Here is a 26008-nt window from a genome sequence, read left to right as displayed (position 1 = left end):
ATTTATTCGACGTTCAGCGCGTCATTAACCAGATCTTGTTGCTGTTTCTGGTGAACGGACATATACCCTACCGCCGGAGAGGCGGAGGCCGGGCGGCCTGCATAACGCAGAGAAGCCCCAAACGGAATCACTTCACGGAAATGATGCTGGCTGCAGTACCATGCGCCCTGATTGAGCGGCTCTTCCTGGCACCAGACAAAATCCTTGACGTGAGCAAACTGCTGCAACACTTCCTGCATCGCTTTATGCGGGAACGGGTAGAGTTGCTCGATACGCACAATGGCGACATCGTGTTGATTGTTCTTACGACGCTGTTCCAGCAGGTCGTAATAAACCTTACCAGAACACATCACTACGCGCTTCACGCCCTTCGGATCAAGCTCGTCGATTTCACCGATGGCTGGCAGGAAGGTGCCGTTCGCCAGTTCTTCGAGGCTGGAAACCGCCAGCGGATGACGCAGCAGGGATTTCGGCGACATCACGACCAGCGGACGACGCATCCCGCGCAGCGCCTGACGACGCAGCATGTGGTAAACCTGTGCCGGGGTAGACGGTACGCACACCTGCATGTTTTGCTCAGCGCAAAGTTGCAGATAACGTTCCAGACGCGCGGAGGAGTGCTCCGGCCCCTGCCCTTCGTAACCGTGCGGCAGCAACATCACCAGACCACACATCCGGCCCCATTTCTGCTCGCCAGAGGAGATGAACTGGTCGATAACCACCTGAGCACCGTTGGCGAAGTCACCGAATTGCGCTTCCCAGATAGTCAGAGTGCGTGGTTCTGCGGTGGCATAACCGTATTCAAACGCCAGTACGGCTTCTTCAGACAGTACGGAGTCCCAGACACGGAACGCGCCCTGGCCGTTATGGATGTGTTGCAGCGGCGTGTAAGTGGAACCGTTAGACTGGTTGTGGATCACCGCGTGGCGGTGGAAGAAGGTACCGCGACCGGAGTCTTCACCCGACAGGCGAACCGGAATGCCTTCGTCAACCAGCGTGGCGTAAGCGAGGTTTTCCGCGCCGCCCCAGTCGAACAGTTTCTCACCAGCAGCCATCGCCTGGCGATCGCCATAAATCTTGGCAACGCGAGACTGCATTTCAACTGCTTCCGGCACCGTGCTGATGCGTTTAGCCAGTTCCTGCAGGCGCTTCATCTCAACTTTGTTCGGGTACTCTTCGTCCCATTCGTGGTTGAGGTACGGCGACCAGGTGAAAGAGTGCATGTTCATCGGACGCCACTCTGCTACAACGCAATCGCCAGCATCCAGCGCATCGCGGTACAGGTTAACCATCTCGGTGGCATCTTCCAGCGTCGCGACTTTTTCCTGCTCCAGCTTGTCAGCATAGATTTTGCGCGGCGTCGGATGTTTTTTGATTTTCTGATACATCAGCGGCTGGGTTGCGCTCGGCTCGTCGGCTTCGTTGTGGCCGTGACGGCGGTAGCACACCAGGTCGATGAAGACATCACGTTTAAAGGTGTTACGGAAATCGAGCGCCAGACGGGTCACAAAAGCAACGGCTTCCGGATCATCCGCGTTTACGTGGAAAATCGGTGCCTGAACCATCTTACCGATATCAGTACAGTACGGTGTAGAACGAGCATCCAGCGGATTAGAGGTGGTGAAGCCAACCTGGTTGTTGATAACGATACGTACCGTACCGCCAACTTCATAACCACGCGCTTTCGACATGTTCAGGGTTTCCTGAACCACGCCCTGCCCGGTCACTGCGGCGTCACCGTGGATGGTGATTGGCAGCACTTTGTTGCTGCTCGGCTCATCGAGTCTGTCCAGACGGGCACGAACAGAACCGATAACTACCGGGCTGACAATCTCAAGGTGAGACGGGTTAAACGCCAGCGCCAGGTGCACCAGGCCGCCATCGGTCTGGAAGTCAGACGAGAAGCCCATGTGGTATTTCACGTCGCCCGTGCCGAGGTGTTCTTTATGTTTACCGGCAAACTCGTCGAACAAGTCTTGCGGTTTTTTACCCAGCACGTTCACCAGCACGTTCAGACGACCACGGTGCGCCATCCCGAGAACCACTTCGCGGGTGCCGCTGTTGCCAGCGTGGCGGATCATCTCTTTAAGCATCGGGATTAACGCGTCACCGCCTTCCAGCGAGAAGCGTTTTGCGCCAGGGAATTTTGCGCCGAGGTAACGTTCAAGGCCTTCAGCGGCGGTCAGTTCGCTTAAGAAGCGTTTTTTCTCTTCGCTATTGAAAGTCGCGCGACCAGACTCGATACGCTGTTGGATCCAGCGTTTTTCTTCGGTGCTGGTGATGTGCATATACTCGGCACCAATCGGGCCGCAGTAGGTTTGCTTGAGGGCTTCCAGCAGCTCGCCGAGTTTCATGGTTTCTTTGCCGCTGGCAAATGAACCGACGTTGAAGGTCTCCTGGAAGTCTGCTTCGGTCAGATCGTGGAAAGACGGATCCAGATCGGCCACTTTATCTTGCTGCCACAGTCCCAGCGGATCGAGATTCGCATGCTGGTGACCACGGAAGCGGTATGCGTTAATGAGCTGCAGGACTTTAACCTGCTTCACATTGGTGTCAGGGTCGGAGATCGTTGAAGAGTAACGTGAAGCGTCTTTCGCCAGGCGGCGGAAATATTCACGCGTTTGAGAGTGGAATTGATCCGGTTTGACTCCCGTACCAGGTAACTGCTGGAACGTCGAACGCCAGTTAGCGTCAACCGAGTCAGGATCGGTTAAGAAGTCTTCATAGAGCTGTTCTATCCAGCTCTGGTTTGCGCCAGAGAGGTAAGAAGAGTCCAACCAGGCTTTCAAAGCGCTGTTCTGCATCGTGATCCCTTAAGCATCTTTTTTATGCTTACTTCGCCGTGGATACTACCACGCACAATGATGTGCGTGCCGGGGTTCACTTGCGAGCTCTTGTCTACGTAGTGGCTCGCGAAGGAACCTTTAAAAACTGTCTTAGTGTCAGGGGCAGTTTTTAAAGATTTCCTGAATAGCCGGGGGATTTCCCCGGCATCAACATTTAATTACGCATTACGTTGCAACAACATCGACTTGATATGGCCGATGGCGCGCGTCGGGTTCAGCCCCTTCGGACATACACTGACGCAGTTCATGATGCTGTGACAGCGGAATACACTGAATGCATCGCTCAAACCGTCGAGGCGGCTGTCAGTCTCGGTATCACGGCTATCGATCAGGAAACGATATGCCGCTAACAAGCCTGCCGGGCCGATAAACTTATCGGGATTCCACCAGAAAGACGGACAAGAGGTTGAACAACATGCGCAGAGAATACATTCATACAACCCGTCGAGTTTTTCGCGCTGCTCTGGCATCTGTAAATGCTCGCGAGCTGGCGGATTTTGTCCATTATTCAACAGGTAAGGCTTAATTTTCTCATATTGCGCATAGAATTGTCCCATGTCTACCACCAAATCGCGGATCACCGGTAAACCTGGCAGCGGGCGAATCACAATCTTCTTGCCCGGCTGGTTGAGTGCCGAAATCGGGGTAATACAGGCCAGACCATTCTTACCGTTCATGTTCAGACCGTCGGAACCGCACACACCTTCGCGGCAGGAGCGGCGGAACGACAGGCTGGGATCTTTCTCTTTCAGCTGGATAAGCGCATCCAGCAGCATCATGTCGCGACCTTCTTCCGCTTCCAGGGTGTAATCCTGCATACGCGGAGCATCATCAACATCCGGGTTATAGCGATAAATTGAAAACTCGAGTCTCATTTTCCTGTCTCCGCATTAGTAAGTACGAATCTTCGGCGGGAATGCCGGGCGCAGTTTCGGTTCCATGTTGACGCTTCGGCGCGTCATGGATTCCGACTCAGGCAGATACAGGGAGTGGCACAGCCAGTTTTCATCATCACGATCCGGGAAGTCGAAGCGGCTATGCGCGCCACGGCTTTCGGTACGGAAGTTGGCAGAAACAGCCGTTGCATACGCCGTTTCCATCAGGTTATCCAGTTCCAGGCACTCAACGCGCTGGGTGTTGAACTCGCTGGAAGTGTCATCCAGACGGGCATTTTTCAGACGCTCGCGGATAACTTTCAACTGCTCAAGACCTTTCGCCATCGCATCACCTTCACGGAAGACCGAGAAGTTATGCTGCATACATTCTTGCAGTGCTTTACGGATCGCCACCGGATCTTCACCGTTACGGTTGTTGTTCCAGCGGTTCAGGCGATCCAGAGACGCTTCTACATCAGACTCGCTGGCATCGCGCAGTGCGCCCTGCTCGGCGATAGACTCTTGCAGATGCAGACCCGCTGCGCGACCAAAGACCACCAGGTCCAGCAGCGAGTTGCCGCCCAGACGGTTAGCGCCGTGTACCGATACACAAGCGATTTCACCAACGGCAAACAGCCCCGGAACAACCACATCTTCGCCTTTCTCGTTCACCGTCAGCGCCTGACCGGTCACTTTGGTCGGAATACCGCCCATCATGTAGTGACAGGTTGGGATAACCGGAATCGGCTCTTTCACCGGATCAACGTGAGCGAAGGTACGGGAAAGCTCCAGGATGCCCGGCAGACGGGATTCGAGAACTTCTTTACCCAGGTGATCGAGTTTCAGTTTCGCGTGTGGCCCCCACGGACCATCACAGCCGCGACCTTCACGGATTTCGATCATGATGGAACGCGCCACCACATCACGGCCCGCCAGGTCTTTGGCGTTCGGCGCATAACGCTCCATAAAGCGTTCGCCATGTTTGTTCAGCAGATAACCGCCTTCACCACGGCAACCTTCGGTGACCAGTACGCCCGCACCGGCAATACCGGTCGGGTGGAACTGCCACATTTCCATATCCTGTACCGGTACGCCTGCACGGATAGCCATGCCGACACCGTCGCCAGTGTTAATGTGGGCGTTGGTGGTGGACTGATAAATACGCCCTGCCCCGCCAGTCGCCAGCACGGTAGCGCGAGCTTTGAAGTAAACCACTTCACCAGTTTCGATGCACAGTGCGGTACAACCGACCACCGCGCCATCCTGGTTTTTCACCAGATCCAGCGCATACCACTCGGAGAAAATGGTGGTGTGGTTTTTCAGGTTTTGCTGATAAAGGGTGTGCAACAGTGCGTGACCGGTACGGTCAGCAGCCGCCGCAGTACGTGCCGCCTGCTCGCCGCCGAAGTTTTTCGACTGACCGCCAAACGGACGTTGATAGATACGACCATCATCAAGACGCGAAAACGGCAGGCCCATGTGTTCGAGTTCCAGAATCGCTTCCGGCCCGGTTTTACACATATATTCAATCGCGTCCTGGTCACCGATATAGTCCGACCCTTTTACGGTATCGTACATATGCCATTCCCAGTTATCTTCATGGGTATTACCCAGCGCAACGGTAATGCCGCCTTGCGCAGAAACGGTATGGGAACGGGTCGGGAAGACTTTAGAGAGCAGCGCACAGGTCTGACCGCTCTGGGAAATTTGCAGCGCCGCGCGCATACCTGCGCCACCGGCACCAATCACAACTGCATCAAATTCTCTGACTGGCAATTTCATCACACACCCCACACCACAACGAATCCATAAATCACGTAAACCACCAGTGCAACGACAATCACCAGTTGCAGCATCAGGCGCAAGGCCAGCGGTTTAACGTAGTCGGTCAACACCTGCCACATGCCGATCCAGGCATGAATCAAGATAGAAAACAGCGCCAGCAGGGTGAACACTTTGGTGAACGCAGAGGCGAAGAAACCAATCCAGACTTCATATGTCAGCTCGCCACTGGTAGCGAAAAAACCGACCATATAAATGATGTAGAGCGTCAGGACGATAGCGGTAGCGCGAACGAGGATGAAATCATGTACGCCATTGCGTCCTAATGCGGAGGCGTTGCTTACCATACGAGGACTCCTGCGAGAAGTGAAAGCACGACAGTAATAACAAAGGAGATTTTGGCGGAGCGTTTACCCGCTTCGAATGTTTCTTCCAGATAGCCAAAATCCATCATCATGTGGCGAATACCTACGACGACGTGATACGCCAGAGCGGTAAGGATGCCCCACATGATAAATTTGACGAAGAAGCTGCCCATAATCGCAGAAGCTTGCTCGAAACCTTCAGGGGAAGAGAGGCTGGTACCCAGAAGCCACAGCAGGATGCCCACTGCAACAAAGGTGATCACACCGGAAACGCGATGGAGAATGGACGCTATCGCCGTGACGGGGAACCGGATGGTCTGTAGGTCCAGATTAACAGGTCTTTGTTTTTTCACATTTCTTATCATGAATAACGCCCACATGCTGTTCTTATTATTCCCTGGGGACTACGGGCACAGAGGTTAACTTTCTGTTACCAGGAGACGTCGGGATTTCCTTCCTCCGGTCTGCTTGCGGGTCAGACAGCGTCCTTTCTATAACTGCGCGTCATGCAAAACACTGCTTCCAGATGCGAAAACGACACGTTACAACGCTGGGTGGCTCGGGATTGCAGGGTGTTCCGGAGACCTGGCGGCAGTATAGGCCGTTCACAAAATCATTACAATTAACCTACATATAGTTTGTCGGGTTTTATCCTGAACAGTGATCCAGGTCACGATAACAACATTTATTTAATTTTTAATCATCTAATTTGACAATCATTCAACAAAGTTGTTACAAACATTACCAGGAAAAGCATATAATGCGTAAAAGTTATGAAGTCGGTATTTCACCTAAGATTAACTTATGTAACAGTGTGGAAGTATTGACCAATTCATTCGGGACAGTTATTAGTGGTAGACAAGTTTAATAATTCGGATTGCTAAGTACTTGATTCGCCATTTATTCGTCATCAATGGATCCTTTACCTGCAAGCGCCCAGAGCTCTGTACCCAGGTTTTCCCCTCTTTCACAGAGCGGCGAGCCAAATAACAAACGGGTAAAGCCAGGTTGATGTGCGAAGGCAAATTTAAGTTCCGGCAGTCTTACGCAATAAGGCGCTAAGGAGACCTTAAATGGCTGATACAAAAGCAAAACTCACCCTCAACGGGGACACAGCTGTTGAACTGGATGTGCTGAAAGGCACGCTGGGTCAAGATGTTATTGATATCCGTACTCTCGGTTCAAAAGGTGTGTTCACCTTTGACCCAGGCTTCACTTCAACCGCATCCTGCGAATCTAAAATTACTTTTATTGATGGTGATGAAGGTATTTTGCTGCACCGCGGTTTCCCGATCGATCAGCTGGCGACCGATTCTAACTACCTGGAAGTTTGTTACATCCTGCTGAATGGTGAAAAACCAACTCAGGAACAGTATGACGAATTTAAAACTACGGTGACCCGTCATACCATGATCCACGAGCAGATTACCCGTCTGTTCCATGCTTTCCGTCGCGACTCGCATCCAATGGCAGTCATGTGTGGTATTACCGGCGCGCTGGCGGCGTTCTATCACGACTCGCTGGATGTTAACAATCCTCGTCATCGTGAAATTGCCGCGTTCCGCCTGCTGTCGAAAATGCCGACCATGGCCGCGATGTGTTACAAGTATTCCATTGGTCAGCCATTCGTTTACCCGCGCAACGATCTCTCCTATGCCGGTAACTTCCTGAATATGATGTTCTCCACGCCGTGCGAACCGTATGAAGTTAATCCGATTCTGGAACGTGCTATGGACCGTATTCTGATCCTGCACGCTGACCATGAACAGAACGCCTCTACCTCCACCGTGCGTACCGCTGGCTCTTCGGGGGCGAACCCGTTTGCCTGTATCGCAGCAGGTATTGCTTCACTGTGGGGACCTGCGCACGGTGGTGCTAACGAAGCGGCGCTGAAAATGCTGGAAGAAATCAGCTCCGTTAAACACATTCCGGAATTTGTTCGTCGTGCGAAAGACAAAAATGACTCTTTCCGCCTGATGGGCTTCGGGCACCGCGTGTACAAAAATTACGACCCGCGCGCCACCGTAATGCGTGAAACCTGCCATGAAGTGCTGAAAGAGCTGGGTACCAAAGATGACCTGCTGGAAGTGGCTATGGAGCTGGAAAACATCGCGCTGAACGACCCGTACTTTATCGAGAAGAAACTCTACCCGAACGTCGATTTCTACTCTGGTATCATCCTGAAAGCGATGGGTATTCCGTCTTCTATGTTCACCGTGATCTTCGCGATGGCGCGTACCGTTGGCTGGATCGCCCACTGGAGCGAAATGCACAGTGACGGTATGAAGATTGCCCGTCCGCGTCAGCTGTATACAGGATATGAAAAACGCGACTTTAAAAGCGATATCAAGCGTTAATGGTTGATTGCTAAGCCGTTCACTTTCCGGACCCGCCTTTAATAGAGCGGGTTCTTTTTATATGGCTGAACATAAAAAATTGTAAAAATTAAACCAGATGCAAATACCCATTAATAAGGTGAAAAAATATTTCACCGGAAACACAGGTGATTGATTTTGGTAAATTTAATCTGCTGGATATTCGCCGCCACACAATGTCGAAAACATTCAGTATTAACACGACAAAATCACAAAATGACCAATGCACCGACGGATTTAAAGTCAGTTCCTCCTTTTATACCGAAGAAACGTTGGTTGAAGAAGATAAAGCATTGTTGATTGGTAATAGTCTGAAGCTACGTTTGCTGGATGAAAACGCCTCGCCTTATACATTCAATAAATATGCTGAATACGCCGATTTCACCAGTGATATGCTGATCTACGAAAAAACCTATACGGCTGAATTATCGTCCACACCTGGCACTCTCATCGCGGCGGGTCCCTTCGATACAGTGGTACTTTTTAAGATTAACTATAACTGATTTAACACGACGCCCTTTTCAGCCGGAAAGGGCAACGTATTCAGATTATTGCTGATTTTCCCCTTTTCCTTGATTACCGTTATTTTTTCCAGACCCAGCTTTCTTTATGCTGTATCGATACACCAAAGAGAAAATAATGAGGAAGCGAAGGATGCCAGTTTTGCAGTGGGGAATGTTATGTGTGCTCTCACTTCTACTTTCTATTGGCTTCCTCGGATTACATCTCCCGGCGGCGCTATTACTTGGGCCGATGCTCGCCGGGATCATCTTCAGTATGCGCGGAATTACTTTACAACTCCCCCGCTCCGCTTTTCTCGCCGCGCAGGCCATTCTTGGCTGCATGATTGCGCAAAACCTGACCGGTTCGATCCTGACCACGCTAGCGGTGAACTGGCCGATTGTGTTAGCTATTTTACTGGTGACGCTGCTTTCCAGCGCCATCGTGGGTTGGTTATTGGTGCGCTATAGCTCATTGCCTGGAAATACCGGTGCCTGGGGTTCTTCTCCTGGCGGCGCGGCGGCAATGGTCGCTATGGCGCAAGATTACGGCGCAGATATTCGCCTGGTGGCGTTTATGCAATATCTGCGCGTGCTGTTCGTCGCGGGGGCCGCTGTTCTGGTCACCCGCATGATGCTGGGCGATAACGCTGAAGCGGTTAACCAGCAGATCGTCTGGTTCCCGCCAGTGAGCATTAATCTCCTGCTTACGATTTTGCTCGCGGTCGTTGCCGGTACGGCGGGATGCTTGCTACGTCTTCCTTCCGGCACGATGCTCATCCCGATGCTGGCGGGCGCAGTGCTCCAGTCTGGTCAGCTCATCACCATCGAACTACCAGAATGGCTGCTGGCGATGGCGTATATGGCAATTGGCTGGCGGATTGGTCTTGGTTTCGATAAGCAAATCTTACTGCGGGCATTGCGCCCGCTGCCACAAATCTTGCTGTCGATTTTTGCTCTGCTGGCTATTTGTGCAGGTATGGCGTGGGGACTGACCCGATTTATGCATATTGATTTTATGACTGCCTACCTCGCCACCAGTCCCGGCGGGCTTGATACCGTGGCGGTCATCGCCGCAGGGAGCAATGCCGATATGGCGCTCATCATGGCGATGCAAACCCTGCGCCTGTTCAGTATTTTGCTAACGGGGCCTGCCATCGCACGGTTTATTTCAACCTATGCGCCGAAGCGTTCGGCCTAGTGCTGGCAGCCAGGGCACCAGTAAAACGGGCGCGATGACAGCGTGGTTTTCTCAATGATGCCGCCACAGCGTTCGCAAGGTTCGCCATCACGATGAAAAACCTTAAAGCGAAACAGCGCCCCATGATATTTGTTTTCATCCACCTGCCCCCGCGTAGCGTAAGAAAGTCGCGGAATATCCAGTAACGCGTGTGCGAGTGCGTCCAGTTGCGCCGCATTGAGATCTTTCGCTTTATGATTTCCGGTCAACCCAACCTGCCAGAGGATCTCCACCCGCAAATAATTGCCAAGTCCTGCCAGAAACGCCTGATCGAGCAGTAATCCAGCAAACTGACGGTTACGAAAGCGCGGCGACAATAACCGTTCTTTCGCCACCTCCGGCGTCAGTTTCGGATCCAGCACATCGGGACCAACGCGTTGTAAAAACGGATGCGTGGTCAGTTGTTCCGGGGTCAACATCTCAATATCCGAGGCGCTATAAAGCAGAATGGTTTTGTCAGCCGTTTGCAGTTTTACCCGCAATACTCGCGTGGTCTGCGGCTCTTCGCCGGTTTCAACCACGCGCCAGACGCCGTAAAGCTGATTATGGCTGTAGAGCGTTAAGTCGTTGGAAAAATGAGTTAACAACGCCTTACCACGCGTTTCCACATGGGTAACGTGTTGACCGATAAGTCGTGATTGATAAGATTTTAACTGCGGGAAGGCAAACCAGACATCAGTTAGTGGTTTGCCTTTGATCGCCGCCTCCAGGTTATCCGCTGCACGGCGGATCTCCGGGCCTTCAGGCATGGTGATATCCTTTTTTCATTCTTTATTAAGCGGGGTTATGCTGCGACAACAATCCCCTTTTCAGCAAATGTAGCTCGTAATCGGCGGGCGAACGCCAGTGCGTGCTCGCCATCGCCATGCAGGCAGACCGTTTGCGCCGTGACCGTTGCCCATTCGCCGGTGATACTTTTGACTCTGCCGTGTTGCACCATCTCCAGCGTTTGCGCAAGCGCCTGTTCTTCGTCTTCAATCAGCGCGCCTGGCTGGCTTCGCGGCACCAGCGAGCCGTCAGCCTGGTAACCGCGATCGGCAAACACTTCCTCGCGCGTTGTCAGGCCATATTGCTTGCCTGCACGAATCAGCTCGCTTCCCGCCAGCCCGACGAGAATCAATGCCGGATCGCAAGCGTATACCGCTCTGGCGATGGCGTCTGCCAGTTGTGCCTCTTTCGCCGCCTGGTTGTATAACATGCCGTGCGGTTTGACATGACGCATTACGCCGCCTTGCGCACGGGCAATCGCTGCCAGCGCGCCAATTTGATACAGCGTCTGGGCGAAAGCGGTTTCTGGCGGCAGCTGCATGGCGCTGCGACCAAAATTTTCCCTGTCGGGAAAACTCGGGTGAGCGCCAATCGCAACACCATTTTTTATTGCTTCACGCACGCAAGCCTGCATGGTTTGCGCATCGCCTGCATGAAATCCACAGGCAATATTGGCAGAGGAAACCAGCGTTAATAGCTCTGCGTCGCTGGCATAGCCTTCGCCCAGATCGGCGTTCAGGTCAATTTTCATTGTGCAGCCGCCACGCTAATTGTTCGAAATAACGTTGCTGATCTTGCCGTGCTTTCAGTGCTTCTTCCAGTGAACACTGGACAAAATGAATCGGCTGACCGAGCGGAATTTGCGCCAGATGGTACATATCAGCCTCGATGATACAGGCAATACGCGGATAACCACCGGTGGTCTGTGCGTCGTTCATCAACACAATGGGCTGCCCGTTATGCGGCACCTGCACCACGCCCGGTAACAAACCGTGAGATAACAGTTCGCGATCGGTGGTGCGTTTTAAAATTTGCCCCTGTAAGCGATAGCCCATGCGGTTACTTTGCGAGCTAAGCTGCCAGGGCGAACGCCAGAATGCATCCTGCGAGGTGCGATCGAACTCATGATATTCCGGCCCCGGCAAGGCGCGAATGCGGTTGCCCCACAGCAGCTGTTTAACGCCCTGCGCTTCCATAAAATCACGCTTCGCTTTGCCAATCGGGAGACGGTCACCATCCTTCAGTAAACGGCCTTCCAGCCCACCAATCCCCACTTTGAGATCGGTACTGCATGACCCCATTACCGCCGGAACATCAATACCACCCGCGACCGCCAGATAACTGCGCATCCCGTGCTGCGGGCGTTTAAGCGTTAAACGCTGGCCTGCTTTCATCGGCAATCGCCAGCCGGTCCAGACGGCGTTATCATCCAGCCGCGCTTCGCAACCGGCCCCCGTCAGAGCAAACCACCCATCAGTTTCGAACTCAACCGTTAACTGACCGAGCGTGATCTCCAGCGCGGGGGCATTGGCGTCATTACCCACCAGCAGGTTAGCAATGCGCAGCGCAGGCATATCCAGTGCGCCGCAGTGGCTGATACCCGACTGGCGAAAACCGTGACGACCGCCATCCTGCACAGTGGTATACATGCCCGCACGAATAATCTTCAGCATACTCCCTCCTTCTGCGGTACAAAGCGCACGCTGTCTCCCGGACGTAATAAGATGGGTTCGTCACGCGCCGGATCAAACAGGCTGAGTGAGGTATGACCAATCAACTGCCAGCCACCCGGCGTTGCCAGCGGATAAACACCAGTCTGCGGCCCGCCGATCCCGACAGAACCTGCAGGAACGAGCAAGCGCGGTTCAGCGCGCCGTGGCGTGTGTAGTTGTTCCGGCAAACTCCCGAGATACGGGAAGCCCGGTTGAAAACCTAAAAACCAGACCACGTAGTCCACGGAGGAGTGCAATTCAACAACCTGTTTCTCACTCAACCCACAATGCGCCGCGACCACTGCTAAATCCGGTCCGCCTGCACCACCGTAAACCACCGGAATTTCAATAAAGCGAGACTCCGGCTCCAGCGCCTCACTCTCCTCCCACCAGCGTTGCAAACGCTCTATGGCATCCAGCGCCAGCGACTCAGGATTACGCAAAATCACCGTGATATTGTTCATGCCGGGAATAGCTTCAACCACATTCGGCATATCCACCAGACGCTGTGCCAATCGCCAGATCCGTTTCTGGCTAGCCAGCGTCACCGGCGGTTCCAGCTCCAGCACTACCGCCGTTTCACCTATCAGATAACAACGCGCTCGTTGCACTTTCGATCCCTCTGATTATTCGTTATGCAGGATTAGGAATATCAATAAAGGTCACATCAAGATCGGTATTTTCATTCAGCCACTCGCTCAACGCGCGAATACCACCACGTTCAGTGGCATGGTGACCCGCAGCATAAAAATGCAATCCCTGCTCGCGGGCTGAATGAATGGTCTGTTCAGAAACTTCGCCAGTAATAAAAGCATCCACGCCAAAACGCGCGGCGCTATCGATAAAACTTTGCCCGCCGCCCGTGCACCAGGCAACGCGCTGGACCACCTCAGGTCCGGTATCGCCACACCATAACGGCTTACGTCCCAGACGCGCTTCAATCCAGGAGGCCAGTTCCAGTCCCGGCACAGGCATGGTCAGTTCGCCCCACGGCACCAACGGCTCAATTTCGCCCATGACCGTGATCCCCAGTAACGCCGCCAGTTGTGCGTTATTACCCAGCTCCGGATGCGCGTCCAGGGGCAGATGCCAGCCATACAGGTTGATATCATTCGCCAGCAACGTTTTTAAACGGTTACGCTTCATTCCGCGAATGACCGGAGATTCACCTTTCCAGAAGTAGCCATGATGCACAATGACCGCATCCGCGCCCAGACGCACTGCCTCATCGAGCAAAGCCTGGCTGGCAGTGACACCGGTAACAATTTTTTGCACCGTCTCTTTGCCTTCCACCTGCAAACCATTCGGCGCGTAATCACTAATCGCCGCGCTGTTCAGTTTTTCGTTAATCAGTTGTTCCAGTTCGGTGTTTTTCATCTTCGCGCCTTCCGTATTCTGATAGCTACACCGTTAACATAGCGTTACCTCGCCTGTTCGTCGATAGCCAATCTTTTGACATATTAAGAAACAAACCCGACGCCAAAAGACGCAAATTGTTTATATCATCACGCTTCAGCTAATGTATATTTATGCAATCAGACAGCATATTGCATAAATAATCAGATCTGTATCAAAGTTTTAACTTTAAGGAAACACAAGCACGCCGCGCAACTATTACGTGACGTTGCAGTCAATTGTGGAATTATTATGAATAAACACGCATCACAGCCGCGCGCTATTTACTATGTCGTTGCGCTGCAAATCTGGGAATATTTTAGCTTTTACGGCATGCGTGCCCTGCTGATTCTCTATCTCACCAATCAACTAAAATACAACGATACTCACGCCTACGAGTTATTTAGCGCCTACTGTTCGCTGGTGTATGTCACGCCAATCCTCGGTGGCTTTTTGGCGGATAAAGTTCTCGGCAATCGCATGGCGGTGATGCTGGGGGCGTTGTTGATGGCGATCGGTCATGTGGTGCTGGGTGCCAGTGAGATCCATCCGTCATTCCTCTATCTGTCACTGGCGATTATCGTCTGCGGCTATGGTCTGTTTAAATCCAACGTCAGTTGCCTGCTCGGTGAGCTGTATGAGCCAACCGATCCACGTCGTGATGGCGGTTTCTCGCTGATGTATGCGGCGGGTAACGTGGGGTCTATTATCGCACCTATCGCCTGTGGTTTCGCCCAGGAAGAATACAGTTGGGCGATGGGCTTTGGCCTGGCGGCGGTGGGTATGATCGCGGGTCTGGTCATTTTCTTATGTGGCAATCGTCATTTCTCTCATACCCGCGGCGTTAACAAAAAGGTACTGCGTGCGACAAACTTCCTCCTGCCCAACTGGGGATGGCTGCTGGTTCTGCTGGTGGCAACGCCTGCGCTGATTACCGTGTTGTTCTGGAAAGAGTGGTCGGTATACGCCTTGATTGTCGCCACGATCATCGGCCTTGGCGTTCTGGCAAAAATTTATCGCAAAGCAGAAAACCAAAAACAGCGTAAGGAGCTGGGGCTGATTGTTACCCTCACCTTCTTCAGCATGTTGTTCTGGGCCTTCGCACAACAGGGCGGCAGCTCGATTAGCCTTTATATCGACCGCTTCGTTAACCGCGATATGTTTGGTTATACCGTTCCGACTGCTATGTTCCAGTCGATTAATGCCTTCGCAGTTATGCTGTGCGGTGTGTTCCTGGCGTGGGTGGTTAAAGAGAGCGTCGCAGGTAATCGTACCGTGCGCATCTGGGGAAAATTTGCTCTTGGTCTCGGCCTGATGAGCGCCGGATTCTGCATTCTGACCTTAAGCGCCCGCTGGTCCGCAATGTATGGTCATTCTTCTCTGCCACTGATGGTGTTAGGCCTGGCGGTGATGGGCTTTGCGGAACTGTTTATCGACCCGGTTGCTATGTCGCAGATTACGCGCATTGAAATCCCTGGCGTGACTGGCGTATTAACTGGCATTTATATGCTGCTTTCCGGCGCGATTGCGAACTATCTGGCTGGCGTTATTGCCGATCAGACATCGCAAGCTTCGTTTGATGCTTCCGGGGCGATCAACTATTCCATCAATGCATATATTGAAGTGTTTGATCAAATTACCTGGGGCGCACTGGCGTGTGTAGGAGTGGTGTTGATGATTTGGCTGTATCAGGCGCTGAAATTCAGAAACCGCGCGCTGGCGCTGGAGTCTTAATAGGCCAGCACCATACCTGATAAAACGCTCGCTGCGTTTTATCAGGCTCCTTTCCTCGCTTCTTCGTACGCTGCCAGCGTTCGCAGCCTTGCCTCTTTGTGATCAACTATCGGTTGCGGATAATCCAGCGTCACACCTGCTTTCTGCGCCCACTTCCACGGCTCATGCACCACTTTCCCTGGCACATCGCGCAGTTCCGGTAGCCACTGGCGGATAAACTCGCCTTCGCGGTCAAATTTCTCGCCCTGGGTTGTCGGGTTAAAAATACGAAAATACGGCGCTGCATCGGTTCCGGTTGAAGCGGCCCACTGCCAGCCACCGTTATTGGCTGCCAAATCACCATCAATCAGCTGCGACATGAAATATCGCTCACCTTCGCGCCAGTCGATCAATAAATCTTTCACCAAAAAACTGGCTGTAATCATCCGTAGCCGGTTATGCATCCAGCCAGTGCTGTTAAGCTGACGCATGGCAGCATCAACAATCGGGTATCCCGTTTTGCCTTCCTGCCAGGCCTTTAAATGCGCGGAATTGCTCTGCCACTGCACGCGGTCGGTCCAGACAATAAACGGACGATGTTTACACAGCGAGGGGTAATACGTTATCAGATGACGGTAAAACTCGCGCCAGATCAGCTCATTAAGCCAGATACTACCGGCCCCACCGTCCAGCGCCTGCGGCTGTTCCGCCAACAGGCGATGCAAACACTGGCGAGGCGATAACCCGCCCGTTGCCAGGCTGGCGGACAAACGGCTGGTGCCTTCTACCGCAGGGAAATCTCGCTGTTGCTCATACTCTCCGGCACCGTTCTGGCAAAACTGGCGTAATTGCGCAATCGCCGCTTTCTCTTCCACCGGGAAATGCGCAGTATCGAAAGGCTGACGAGGATAATTCAGCGTAATGGATGGCGCGGGATCTATCGATCCGCTACTACGTACTTTTGGCGCAGCGACGCACTCCGGCATCCCTTCTCGCAGCCGTTTAAGCCAGGCGTTTTTAAATGGCGTAAAGACTTTGTACATCTCATGATTGCCAGTCATCACCGCCCCCGGCGGCAGGATCACGCCGTCGTCAAATCCTTCACACACCACGTTACGCAGCGCCCTCTCAGCCTGCACATCCCGCGCCCGCTCATTCACCTCATACTGATAGTTATAAAACAGATGGGTAACACGATTTTCCGCGCACACCTGTTTAACTATTTCGACGCTGGCGGCAAAGTCATCCACTTCATGAAACAGCAAAGGAATGCCTTTTTCCGCCAGCGCGATTTGTAGCCCGTTCAGTTGTGCATTGATAAATTCAGCCTGACGCGGCGACATATTATGCGCCGCCCACTGGCGTGGGGTAGCGATATACAACGCCAGCACGCGCACAGACGAATTGCGGCAGGCGGCAGCCAGCGCGAGATTATCGTGCTGACGTAAATCCTGGCGAAACCAGACCAGATGGGTAGTCATAAAACTCCTGAATGGCGCAAGTTAATCACACACGGCCAAAGTTCGAAATAACGCTGCACTGAAAGCCAGGCGTCAGGATAAAGCGCCATATAGTGTTTGATACGCATCAGCGGCGCAAGAAGTGGTTGCTCGCCACGGCGATAACTGTCGATAAGCGCAGCCAGCTGCTGGCGTTCTGTGGAATCAATATGAGGGCGAAAATAACCCTGAACGTGCATCAAAACGTTAGTATGATCACGCCGGTTGGCAGGGTGAGAAAGCAAAACAATTACGCGTTGGCGGTACTGGTTGTAATAGTCATCCAGATTTTGCCACTGGTGAATATCAGCCACAAACGGGCCAAGTTTGCGGTACTCGGGCTGGGAATGGGCCAGAAAGACGAGTTTATAGCGGCTGTGATAATCGAGAAGCGCCCCGCGCGTTAGTCCTCGATCTTTGAGATTGTGTAACTCATGCAAAGCAAAAATGCGGATAAGGGTGCTGTCATCAAAAAGTTGTTGATTCATTACTGCTCCTGAACGGTTTACAGGAGTAAGTGTAGACGCCGAAAAAAGAAAACCGCCAGCGTTTCCGCTGGCGGTTTTCTTTGAACGTAATATTTAGCAATCAGTAAAAATCACCCGTTGCCTTTTCGGCCTGATCCATCCACACCGGTTTCTCGCTGGTTTTCGACCAGACGCGGTGCAGGTAGCTGTAAAAGCGGGCGCGGTCTTTCCAGAAAAGCATGAAAGGCAGCGCCAGAACGCCCGCTGCAACCGCATAAGTACGGCGTAAAAAGATAAGCCATGCAGGATATTCTCTGTAGAGTTCCATACTTTTCTCCCCCTTTTGTATCTACCCGGTGAATGGCACCGGAAAAATGAATTTGTTTATCTGATGAAAATAGTACCGCCTTTTGTGTAATTTTACTACTCATCCGACCACTTATTTTTGTTTATTGATGGTTTATTTACATTCACTGTGTAATTAAGTTACACAAAAGTTAAATTAATACTAACCATTAGTTAAATCATGGCTTTTGCCATTTTTATACTTTTTTTACACCCCGCCCGCAGATTTTTGCGAAATCTTTGCAGCCAGAATTCTACCCTTCCGATATCACTTTTAGGCCACTGGAGGTGCACTGTGAGTGCAGGCGTGATAGCCGGCGTGTTGCTGGTGTTTTTATTACTGGGTTATCTGGTTTATGCCCTGATCAATGCGGAGGCGTTCTGATGGCTGCGCAAGGGTTCTTACTGATTGCCACGTTTTTACTGGTGTTAATGGTGCTGGCACGTCCTTTAGGCAGCGGGCTGGCGCGGCTGATTAATGATATTCCTCTTCCTGGCACGACGGGCGTTGAACGCGTACTCTTTAGCGCGCTTGGCGTCTCTGACCGCGAGATGAACTGGAAGCAGTATCTCTCTGCCATTCTCGGCCTGAACATGCTGGGGCTGGCGGTGCTGTTTTTTATGTTGCTCGGTCAGCACTATCTGCCGCTTAATCCACAGCAGTTGCCAGGGCTGTCATGGGATCTGGCGCTGAATACCGCCGTCAGCTTTGTCACCAATACCAACTGGCAATCTTATAGCGGTGAAACCACGTTGAGCTATTTCAGCCAGATGGCGGGCTTAACGGTGCAAAACTTTCTTTCTGCCGCCAGCGGGATTGCGGTGATTTTTGCCTTCATCCGTGCATTTACCCGCCAGAGCATGAGCACACTCGGGAATGCCTGGGTCGATCTGCTACGCATCACGTTATGGGTGCTAGTCCCTGTGGCGTTGTTGATCGCACTGTTTTTTATTCAACAAGGTGCGCTGCAAAACTTTCTGCCCTATCAGGCGGTGAATACCGTTGAAGGAGCGAAACAGCTGTTACCAATGGGTCCGGTGGCTTCTCAGGAAGCGATCAAGATGCTCGGCACTAACGGTGGTGGCTTCTTTAATGCCAACTCGTCGCATCCATTTGAAAACCCAACCACACTGACCAACTTCGTGCAGATGCTGGCGATCTTCTTGATCCCAACAGCGCTGTGCTTTGCCTTTGGTGAAGTGGCGGGCGATCGCCGCCAGGGGCGCATGTTGCTGTGGGCGATGTCAGTGATTTTTGTCATCTGCGTAGGCGTAGTGATGTGGGCAGAAGTTCAGGGTAATCCTCATCTGCTGGCGCTCGGCGCGGACAGCAGCATCAATATGGAAGGTAAAGAGAGCCGTTTCGGCGTGCTGGTCAGTAGCCTGTTTGCGGTCGTGACTACGGCGGCTTCCTGCGGCGCGGTGATTGCGATGCATGATTCGTTTACCGCTCTTGGTGGCATGGTGCCGATGTGGTTGATGCAAATTGGTGAAGTGGTATTCGGCGGCGTCGGTTCCGGCCTTTACGGCATGATGCTGTTTGTCCTGCTGGCGGTGTTTATTGCCGGGCTGATGATTGGTCGTACACCGGAATATCTGGGTAAAAAAATCGACGTACGCGAGATGAAACTGACTGCACTGGCGATTCTGGTCACCCCGACGCTGGTGCTGATGGGCGCGGCTCTGGCAATGATGACCGACGCCGGACGTAGCGCCATGCTCAACCCTGGCCCGCATGGTTTTAGCGAAGTGCTGTACGCCGTGTCGTCCGCCGCTAACAACAACGGCAGCGCCTTTGCCGGATTAAGCGCCAACTCTCCGTTCTGGAACTGTTTACTGGCGTTCTGCATGTTTGTCGGTCGCTTCGGGGTGATTATCCCGGTGATGGCGATTGCCGGTTCGCTGGTGAGTAAAAAGAGCCAGCCCGCCAGCTCCGGTACACTGCCTACGCACGGCCCGCTGTTTGTTGGCCTGTTAATCGGCACCGTGTTGCTGGTTGGCGCACTGACCTTTATCCCTGCCCTGGCGCTTGGTCCGGTGGCGGAATATCTCTCCTGATGATATTGAGTGAGCACTGAATATGAGTCGTAAACAACTGGCGCTATTCGAACCAACACTTGTCGTTCAGGCGCTGAAAGAAGCGGTGAAAAAATTAAACCCGCAGGCGCAATGGCGCAATCCGGTGATGTTTATCGTCTGGATCGGCAGTCTGCTGACCACCTTTATTAGCATCGCAATGGCAAGCGGCGCGATGCCTGGCAATGCGCTGTTTAGCGCGGCAATTAGCGCATGGCTGTGGGTCACCGTACTGTTCGCTAATTTCGCCGAGGCGCTGGCTGAAGGCCGCAGTAAAGCGCAGGCCAACAGTCTGAAAGGTGTAAAAAAAACCGCCTTTGCCCGCAAGCTGCGTGAGCCGAAATATGGCGCTGCGGCGGACAAAGTACCTGCCGATCAACTGCGTAAAGGCGATATCGTACTGGTAGAAGCTGGCGATATTATCCCCTGCGATGGTGAAGTTATTGAAGGGGGGGCATCGGTCGATGAAAGCGCCATCACCGGGGAATCGGCACCGGTGATCCGTGAATCCGGCGGCGATTTTGCCTCCGTCACTGGCGGTACGCGTATTCTTTCTGACTGGCTGGTGATTGAGTGCAGCGTTAACCCCGGCGAGACATTTCTGGATCGGATGATCGCGATGGTGGAAGGCGCGCAGCGACGCAAAACGCCAAACGAGATTGCCCTGACCATTCTCCTGATTGCCCTGACTATCGTCTTTTTACTGGCAACCGCCACGCTGTGGCCGTTTTCCGCGTGGGGCGGTAATGCAGTCAGCGTAACGGTACTGGTGGCGCTGCTGGTCTGTCTGATCCCAACGACCATTGGCGGTCTGTTGTCAGCGATCGGCGTCGCCGGGATGAGTCGGATGCTGGGCGCGAATGTGATTGCCACCAGCGGACGTGCAGTTGAAGCGGCAGGTGACGTTGACGTTCTGCTACTGGATAAAACCGGCACCATCACACTTGGTAACCGTCAGGCGTCGGAGTTTATCCCTGCGCAGGGCGTGGATGAAAAAACGCTGGCTGACGCCGCACAACTGGCTTCGCTGGCTGATGAAACGCCGGAAGGCCGCAGTATTGTGATCCTCGCCAAGCAGCGTTTTAACCTGCGTGAGCGCGATGTGCAGTCGCTTCACGCCACCTTTGTACCGTTTACTGCGCAAAGCCGGATGAGCGGGATCAACATCGACAACCGCATGATCCGTAAAGGTTCTGTCGATGCCATTCGCCGCCATGTTGAGGCTAACGGCGGTCACTTCCCTGCCGACGTCGATCAAAAAGTCGATCAGGTTGCGCGTCAGGGAGCCACGCCGCTGGTGGTGGTGGAAGGTTCTCGTGTGCTGGGCGTTATTGCGCTGAAAGATATCGTCAAAGGCGGTATTAAAGAGCGCTTCGCCCAACTGCGCAAAATGGGCATTAAAACGGTGATGATTACCGGTGATAACCGTCTGACTGCCGCCGCGATAGCTGCGGAAGCGGGTGTCGATGATTTTCTCGCCGAAGCGACACCGGAGGCCAAGCTGGCATTGATTCGTCAGTATCAGGCGGAAGGCCGTTTGGTGGCGATGACCGGCGACGGCACCAACGATGCTCCGGCGCTGGCGCAGGCAGATGTCGCGGTGGCGATGAACTCTGGTACTCAGGCGGCGAAAGAAGCGGGCAATATGGTGGATCTCGACTCCAACCCGACCAAGTTGATCGAGGTGGTACATATTGGCAAACAGATGCTGATGACCCGTGGCTCGCTGACCACCTTCAGCATTGCCAACGATGTGGCGAAATACTTCGCCATTATTCCGGCGGCGTTCGCGGCAACGTATCCGCAGTTAAATGCGCTGAACATCATGCGCCTGCATTCGCCCGACTCCGCCATTCTCAGTGCGGTGATTTTCAACGCCTTGATTATCGTCTTTTTGATTCCCCTGGCGTTAAAAGGCGCGAGTTATAAACCGCTTACCGCTTCTGCCATGTTGCGCCGTAACTTATGGATTTACGGTCTGGGTGGGCTGCTGGTGCCGTTTATTGGTATCAAAGTCATTGATTTACTGCTAACCGTTTGCGGTCTGGTGTGAGGTTTACCATGAGTGGATTACGTCCGGCATTATCGACATTTCTCTTTCTGTTATTGATTACTGGCGGCGTTTACCCGCTGCTGACCACCGCGCTGGGGCAATGGTGGTTTCCCTGGCAGGCCAACGGTTCGTTGATTCGTGAAGGTGATACGGTGCGCGGTTCGGCATTGATCGGGCAGAATTTTACTGGCAACGGCTATTTTCATGGTCGCCCGTCGGCAACGGCAGAAATGCCCTATAATCCACAGGCTTCTGGCGGGAGCAATCTGGCGGTCAGTAACCCTGAGCTGGATAAACTAATAGCCGCACGCGTTGCTGCATTACGGGCCGCTAACCCGGATGCCAGCGCGAGCGTTCCGGTTGAGCTGGTGACGGCATCGGCAAGCGGGCTGGACAATAATATCACCCCGCAAGCGGCGGCATGGCAGATCCCACGCGTGGCGAAAGCGCGTAATCTCAGCGTTGAACAGCTCACGCAACTGATCGCAAAATACAGCCAACAACCGCTGGTGAACTATATCGGCCAGCCGGTCGTCAACATTGTCGAACTCAATCTGGCGCTGGATAAGCTTGATGAATAACGAACCCTTACGTCCCGACCCCGATCGTCTGCTGGAACAAACTGCCGCGCCGCATCGGGGGAAGCTGAAAGTTTTCTTCGGTGCCTGCGCAGGCGTCGGGAAGACCTGGGCGATGCTGGCAGAAGCCCAGCGACTGCGGGCGCAAGGGCTGGATATTGTGGTTGGCGTGGTAGAAACCCACGGGCGGAAAGATACCGCCGCAATGCTGGAAGGGCTGGCTGTTCTGCCGTTAAAACGCCAGGCGTACCGTGGGCGGCACATCAGCGAGTTTGATCTCGATGCCGCCCTCGCCCGCCGTCCGGCACTGATCTTAATGGACGAACTGGCGCACAGTAATGCGCCAGGTTCTCGTCATCCCAAACGCTGGCAGGATATTGAAGAACTGCTGGAAGCTGGCATTGATGTTTTCACTACCGTCAACGTTCAGCATCTGGAAAGTCTGAATGATGTGGTCAGCGGCGTCACCGGAATTCAGGTACGGGAAACCGTGCCCGATCCTTTTTTTGATGCCGCCGACGACGTAGTACTGGTGGACTTGCCCCCGGACGATCTGCGCCAGCGACTGAAAGAAGGCAAAGTCTATATTGCCGGGCAGGCGGAGCGCGCCATTGAACATTTTTTTCGTAAAGGTAATCTGATCGCCCTGCGCGAACTGGCACTGCGCCGTACTGCCGATCGCGTTGATGAGCAAATGCGCGCCTGGCGGGGGCATCCTGGCGAAGAGAAAGTCTGGCACACGCGCGACGCGATCCTTTTATGCATCGGGCATAACACCGGCAGCGAAAAACTGGTCCGCGCGGCGGCGCGGCTGGCGTCACGGCTGGGAAGCGTCTGGCACGCGGTGTATGTTGAAACCCCTGCCCTGCACCGCTTACCGGAGAAAAAACGTCGGGCAATTCTCAGCGCCTTACGTCTGGCGCAGGAGCTGGGCGCAGAGACGGCAACACTTTCTGATCCAGCGGAAGAGAAAGCGGTAGTGCGTTATGCCCGTGAACATAATCTCGGCAAGATTATTCTCGGTCGCCCAGCCTCGCGCCGCTGGTGGCGTCGGGAAACGTTTGCTGACCGACTGGCGCGAATCGCCCCCGATCTCGATCAGGTGCTGGTCGCGCTTGATGAACCACCCGCCCGCACGATAAACAACGCGCTGGATAGCCGCTCTTTTAAAGACAAGTGGCGGGTACAGATTCAGGGATGCGTGGTTGCCGCCGCGTTATGCGCCGTTATCACCTTAATTGCCATGCAGTGGCTGATGGCGTTTGATGCCGCCAACCTGGTGATGCTGTATCTGCTTGGCGTGGTGATGGTGGCGCTATTTTATGGACGCTGGCCTTCAGTGGTTGCCACCGTCATTAATGTGGTGAGTTTCGATCTCTTTTTTATCGCCCCACGCGGCACGCTCGCCGTCTCTGATGTGCAATATCTACTGACCTTCGCGGTGATGTTAACCGTCGGGCTGGTGATCGGGAACCTTACTGCGGGCGTGCGTTATCAGGCGCGGGTAGCCCGTTACCGCGAGCAACGCACACGGCACTTATATGAAATGTCGAAAGCTCTGGCTGTGGGCCGCAGTCCGCAGGACATCGCCGCCACCAGCGAACAATTTATTGCCTCCACGTTTCATGCCCGCAGTCAGGTGCTGTTACCCGATGACAACGGTAAATTGCAGCCGTTAACACATCCGCAAGGAATGACGCCGTGGGACGATGCCATCGCGCAGTGGAGTTTTGATAAAGGCCTGCCTGCGGGCGCGGGCACCGACACGTTACCCGGTGTACCGTACCAGATTTTGCCGCTAAAAAGCGGCGAGAAAACCTACGGACTGGTGGTGGTGGAACCGGGGAATCTGCGTCAATTGATGATCCCGGAACAGCAGCGCCTGCTGGAGACGTTTACGCTGTTAGTCGCCAATGCCCTTGAGCGGCTGACGCTGACCGCCAGCGAAGAACAGGCGCGGATGGCAAGCGAACGAGAACAGATCCGCAACGCCCTGCTGGCGGCACTTTCGCATGATTTACGCACGCCGCTTACGGTGCTGTTCGGTCAGGCAGAAATCTTAACGCTCGATCTGGCAAGCGAAGGATCGCCCCACGCCCGCCAGGCCAGCGAGATTCGCCAGCATGTGCTGAACACGACCCGACTGGTGAATAATCTACTGGATATGGCGCGAATTCAGTCCGGCGGCTTTAATTTGAAGAAAGAGTGGTTAACGCTGGAAGAAGTGGTCGGCAGCGCGCTGCAAATGCTGGAACCGGGTTTATCGTCGCCCATCAATCTTTCTCTGCCAGAACCGCTGACCTTAATCCACGTTGACGGGCCACTGTTTGAACGGGTGCTGATTAATCTGCTGGAGAACGCGGTGAAATACGCGGGTGCGCAGGCCGAAATTGGTATCGATGCCCACGTTGAGGGCGAAAATCTACAACTGGATGTCTGGGATAATGGCCCCGGTCTTCCACCAGGCCAGGAGCAGACGATTTTCGATAAGTTTGCTCGTGGAAATAAAGAGTCGGCGGTGCCGGGGGTAGGGCTTGGGCTGGCAATTTGTCGGGCGATTGTGGATGTACACGGCGGCACCATTACCGCGTTCAACCGACCGGAAGGTGGTGCCTGTTTTCGTGTTACACTTCCCCAGCAAACTGCCCCTGAACTTGAAGAATTTCATGAGGATATGTGACAAACGTTCTGATTGTTGAAGATGAACAGGCTATTCGTCGCTTTCTGCGCACGGCGCTGGAGGGCGACGGGATGCGCGTCTTTGAGGCCGAAACGCTGCAACGCGGCTTGCTGGAAGCGGCAACCCGTAAGCCAGATTTGATTATTCTCGATCTCGGCCTGCCCGATGGTGATGGGATTGAGTTTATCCGCGACCTGCGCCAGTGGAGCGCGGTGCCGGTGATTGTGCTTTCCGCACGCAGCGAAGAGAGCGACAAAATCGCCGCACTGGATGCCGGAGCGGATGATTACCTGAGTAAGCCGTTTGGCATTGGCGAATTGCAGGCCCGTCTGCGCGTCGCTTTACGCCGCCACTCCGCCACCACCGCGCCCGATCCGCTGGTGAAATTTTCCGATGTGACCGTCGATTTAGCCGCCCGCGTGATTCACCGGGGTGAGGAAGAGGTGCATCTCACGCCGATTGAATTCCGCCTGCTGGCCGTGCTGCTCAACAACGCCGGAAAAGTGCTCACCCAGCGCCAGTTACTCAATCAGGTGTGGGGACCAAACGCGGTCGAACACAGTCATTATTTGCGTATTTATATGGGGCATCTGCGACAAAAACTGGAGCAAGATCCCGCCCGCCCCCGCCATTTCATTACTGAAACCGGTATTGGGTATCGGTTTATGCTTTGAATATTAATTTTAATACATCCTGCCTTTTATTAATTAAAGCCGTAATAATAAATACGGCTTTTTAT

23 protein-coding genes and 1 pseudogene are annotated in these 26008 nt (G+C 53.6%); 11 read left to right on the top strand and 13 right to left on the bottom strand.

Annotated elements, in window-relative coordinates:
* Nucleotides 1-2: 2 nt before the first annotated feature.
* The 5 genes from sucA to sdhC form a co-directional block, all read right to left on the bottom strand.
* The gene (gene sucA, locus ACJHWR_RS07890; protein WP_001181473.1) at nt 3-2804 is read right to left on the bottom strand and encodes a 2-oxoglutarate dehydrogenase E1 component; all 2802 of its coding nucleotides are present in this window, start codon (nt 2802-2804) and stop codon (nt 3-5) included.
* A 200-nt stretch (nt 2805-3004) separates the two neighbouring features.
* Nucleotides 3005-3721, bottom strand: coding sequence for a succinate dehydrogenase iron-sulfur subunit SdhB (gene sdhB, locus ACJHWR_RS07885; RefSeq protein ID WP_001235263.1), 717 nt, complete (start codon nt 3719-3721; stop codon nt 3005-3007).
* A 15-nt stretch (nt 3722-3736) separates the two neighbouring features.
* Nucleotides 3737-5503 carry a succinate dehydrogenase flavoprotein subunit gene (sdhA, locus tag ACJHWR_RS07880; protein WP_000775540.1) on the bottom strand — a complete coding sequence of 589 codons (1767 nt, stop codon included), beginning with the start codon at nt 5501-5503 and terminating at the stop codon, nt 3737-3739.
* On the bottom strand, nt 5503-5850 hold the full coding sequence (sdhD, locus tag ACJHWR_RS07875; RefSeq protein ID WP_000254365.1) for a succinate dehydrogenase membrane anchor subunit: 348 nt from the start codon (nt 5848-5850) through the stop codon (nt 5503-5505). Before sdhD ends, sdhA begins: the two co-directional genes overlap by 1 nt.
* On the bottom strand, nt 5844-6248 hold the full coding sequence (gene sdhC / locus ACJHWR_RS07870) for a succinate dehydrogenase cytochrome b556 subunit (RefSeq protein WP_000263355.1): 405 nt from the start codon (nt 6246-6248) through the stop codon (nt 5844-5846). Before sdhC ends, sdhD begins: the two co-directional genes overlap by 7 nt.
* A gap of 380 nt (nt 6249-6628) precedes the next feature.
* Between sdhC and ACJHWR_RS07865 the strand changes: the two genes are divergently transcribed.
* The 4 genes and pseudogenes from ACJHWR_RS07865 to ACJHWR_RS07850 all read left to right on the top strand — a co-directional run bounded on the left by ACJHWR_RS07865 (nt 6629) and on the right by ACJHWR_RS07850 (nt 9944).
* Nucleotides 6629-6736 (top strand): hypothetical protein, encoded by a 108-nt coding sequence (locus ACJHWR_RS07865; protein WP_001305582.1) that lies wholly within the window; start codon nt 6629-6631, stop codon nt 6734-6736.
* A gap of 205 nt (nt 6737-6941) precedes the next feature.
* Nucleotides 6942-8225 carry a citrate synthase gene (gene gltA / locus ACJHWR_RS07860; protein ID WP_000785834.1) on the top strand — a complete coding sequence of 428 codons (1284 nt, stop codon included), beginning with the start codon at nt 6942-6944 and terminating at the stop codon, nt 8223-8225.
* A 125-nt stretch (nt 8226-8350) separates the two neighbouring features.
* Nucleotides 8351-8746, top strand: a pseudogene (locus tag ACJHWR_RS07855) (type 1 fimbrial protein); the annotation flags it as partial.
* A gap of 151 nt (nt 8747-8897) precedes the next feature.
* On the top strand, nt 8898-9944 hold the full coding sequence (locus tag ACJHWR_RS07850) for an AbrB family transcriptional regulator (protein WP_012311780.1): 1047 nt from the start codon (nt 8898-8900) through the stop codon (nt 9942-9944).
* Here the strand turns inward: ACJHWR_RS07850 and nei are convergent.
* Genes nei through ybgI form a run of 5 tightly spaced genes read right to left on the bottom strand, consistent with a single transcriptional unit; the run spans nt 9941 to nt 13840 of the window.
* A complete protein-coding gene (gene nei, locus ACJHWR_RS07845) occupies nt 9941-10732 on the bottom strand; it encodes an endonuclease VIII (protein WP_001114010.1) in 792 nt (263 codons plus the stop codon). The genes ACJHWR_RS07850 and nei overlap by 4 nt on opposite strands.
* Before the next feature lie 35 nt (nt 10733-10767).
* Nucleotides 10768-11502 carry a 5-oxoprolinase subunit PxpA gene (gene pxpA / locus ACJHWR_RS07840; protein ID WP_000687175.1) on the bottom strand — a complete coding sequence of 245 codons (735 nt, stop codon included), beginning with the start codon at nt 11500-11502 and terminating at the stop codon, nt 10768-10770.
* Entirely contained in the window at nt 11492-12424 is a 933-nt protein-coding gene (gene pxpC, locus ACJHWR_RS07835; protein WP_000912713.1) for a 5-oxoprolinase subunit PxpC, read from the bottom strand. The genes pxpA and pxpC overlap by 11 nt, the downstream gene beginning before the upstream one ends.
* Complete coding sequence (pxpB, locus tag ACJHWR_RS07830) at nt 12418-13074, bottom strand: 5-oxoprolinase subunit PxpB (RefSeq protein ID WP_001188335.1); 657 nt, start codon at nt 13072-13074, stop codon at nt 12418-12420. The genes pxpC and pxpB overlap by 7 nt, the downstream gene beginning before the upstream one ends.
* Before the next feature lie 22 nt (nt 13075-13096).
* Nucleotides 13097-13840: a radiation resistance protein YbgI gene (gene ybgI, locus ACJHWR_RS07825; RefSeq protein WP_000798871.1), complete on the bottom strand. Its 744-nt coding sequence runs from the start codon at nt 13838-13840 to the stop codon at nt 13097-13099.
* A 270-nt stretch (nt 13841-14110) separates the two neighbouring features.
* On the opposite strand from ybgI, the gene dtpD reads away from it, so the two are divergent.
* Nucleotides 14111-15592 (top strand): dipeptide permease DtpD, encoded by a 1482-nt coding sequence (gene dtpD, locus ACJHWR_RS07820; RefSeq protein WP_001032680.1) that lies wholly within the window; start codon nt 14111-14113, stop codon nt 15590-15592.
* A 41-nt stretch (nt 15593-15633) separates the two neighbouring features.
* Here the strand turns inward: dtpD and phrB are convergent, their stop codons facing one another.
* From phrB to ACJHWR_RS07805, 3 genes are all read right to left on the bottom strand, one after another.
* Entirely contained in the window at nt 15634-17052 is a 1419-nt protein-coding gene (gene phrB, locus ACJHWR_RS07815; RefSeq protein WP_000207177.1) for a deoxyribodipyrimidine photo-lyase, read from the bottom strand.
* A complete protein-coding gene (locus tag ACJHWR_RS07810; protein WP_001075781.1) occupies nt 17049-17558 on the bottom strand; it encodes a YbgA family protein in 510 nt (169 codons plus the stop codon). Before ACJHWR_RS07810 ends, phrB begins: the two co-directional genes overlap by 4 nt.
* A gap of 100 nt (nt 17559-17658) precedes the next feature.
* Nucleotides 17659-17865, bottom strand: coding sequence for a YbfA family protein (locus ACJHWR_RS07805; RefSeq protein ID WP_000424926.1), 207 nt, complete (start codon nt 17863-17865; stop codon nt 17659-17661).
* 312 nt (nt 17866-18177) lie between these two features.
* Here ACJHWR_RS07805 and kdpF point away from each other — a divergent pair, with 312 nt between their 5' ends.
* Genes kdpF through kdpE form a run of 6 tightly spaced genes read left to right on the top strand, consistent with a single transcriptional unit; the run spans nt 18178 to nt 25943 of the window.
* Entirely contained in the window at nt 18178-18267 is a 90-nt protein-coding gene (gene kdpF / locus ACJHWR_RS07800) for a K(+)-transporting ATPase subunit F (protein WP_001365534.1), read from the top strand.
* Nucleotides 18267-19940, top strand: a complete 1674-nt coding sequence (gene kdpA / locus ACJHWR_RS07795; RefSeq protein ID WP_000741158.1) for a potassium-transporting ATPase subunit KdpA — start codon at nt 18267-18269, stop codon at nt 19938-19940. The genes kdpF and kdpA overlap by 1 nt, the downstream gene beginning before the upstream one ends.
* A 22-nt stretch (nt 19941-19962) precedes the next feature.
* Entirely contained in the window at nt 19963-22011 is a 2049-nt protein-coding gene (gene kdpB / locus ACJHWR_RS07790) for a potassium-transporting ATPase subunit KdpB (protein ID WP_000088008.1), read from the top strand.
* Between the two features lie 8 nt (nt 22012-22019).
* A complete protein-coding gene (gene kdpC, locus ACJHWR_RS07785; RefSeq protein WP_012311911.1) occupies nt 22020-22592 on the top strand; it encodes a K(+)-transporting ATPase subunit C in 573 nt (190 codons plus the stop codon).
* Nucleotides 22585-25269, top strand: coding sequence for a two-component system sensor histidine kinase KdpD (gene kdpD, locus ACJHWR_RS07780; protein WP_012311813.1), 2685 nt, complete (start codon nt 22585-22587; stop codon nt 25267-25269). Before kdpC ends, kdpD begins: the two co-directional genes overlap by 8 nt.
* On the top strand, nt 25266-25943 hold the full coding sequence (gene kdpE, locus ACJHWR_RS07775) for a two-component system response regulator KdpE (protein WP_000186076.1): 678 nt from the start codon (nt 25266-25268) through the stop codon (nt 25941-25943). The genes kdpD and kdpE overlap by 4 nt, the downstream gene beginning before the upstream one ends.
* Nucleotides 25944-26008 lie beyond the last annotated feature (65 nt).

The organism is Escherichia sp. WS568 (assembly GCF_046486085.1).
GTDB lineage: Bacteria > Pseudomonadota > Gammaproteobacteria > Enterobacterales > Enterobacteriaceae > Escherichia > Escherichia coli.
This window is presented reverse-complemented; position numbering and strand designations above follow the sequence as displayed.